Annotated in this window: 1 protein-coding gene; it reads right to left on the bottom strand. The window is 43.9% G+C overall.

Going from position 1 to position 731, the window contains the following annotated elements; all coding sequences use genetic code 11:
• Window positions 1–44: 44 nt before the first annotated feature.
• Entirely contained in the window at window positions 45–557 is a 513-nt protein-coding gene (locus DW015_RS12840; protein ID WP_117905913.1) for an AAA family ATPase, read from the bottom strand.
• Between the last annotated feature and the right edge of the window lie 174 nt (window positions 558–731).

Genomic DNA, 731 nt, shown 5'->3' with positions numbered 1-731 from the left:
TGTTTGTGGTTATTATTGGCATTTACACGGTTTGATATTCAGACTCATGTAGCTTCGTTCTCAACTATCCAACGCATGGCATCGGTATCGAAATGCATTCGCAGTTCAGTGTATTCAATGTCACGTCCCTGACAATACATGATTGCTTTTCCTGAGCCGCACTTTGTTTCCTTGAGCGCAAAGTTTCCGTCAGTAGCTCCGCCGATACCTGTACTGCCTGTCATCATATTGAACGGATTATCGTCCTTAGCTTTTCGCATATGATGTATCAGCAGTATGCAGATGTTCAAGCGATATGCAAGCTGTTTGAGCGCGATCAGTTCTGCATAATCAGAACCATAACTCGACTCAACATTGCTGCGCACCATTTGCATAACATCGACAACAACTATTTTCAAGTCATCGTGCTCTTTCTTGAACGCTTCTATCTGCTCTTCAAGACCTGCACCTATCTTATCAGCAGCAAGTGCGAAGTGAAGATTCTCAATCGGTTCGGCGTTCATCTGAAACAATCTGCGCTGTAGTCGCTGATAGTTATCCTCGAGACAAAGATACAAAGCAGTTCCTTAAATAGTACCACGTCCAAGCACAGGAACTCCTGTTGCAATGCTGAGGCAAATATCCATTGCCATCCAAAACTTACGAACCTTTTGCGCACCTGCAAGTACATACAATCCCTGCGTGAGCAGTCCGTCAATAATAAACTCCTTCGGCTTGAATACTGTTGTCAA

The organism is Ruminococcus sp. AF37-20, from assembly GCF_003460465.1.
Taxonomy (GTDB): domain Bacteria; phylum Bacillota; class Clostridia; order Oscillospirales; family Ruminococcaceae; genus Hominimerdicola; species Hominimerdicola aceti.
The sequence above is the reverse complement of the archived record's forward strand: the minus strand, read 5'-3'. Positions and strand labels throughout refer to the sequence as shown.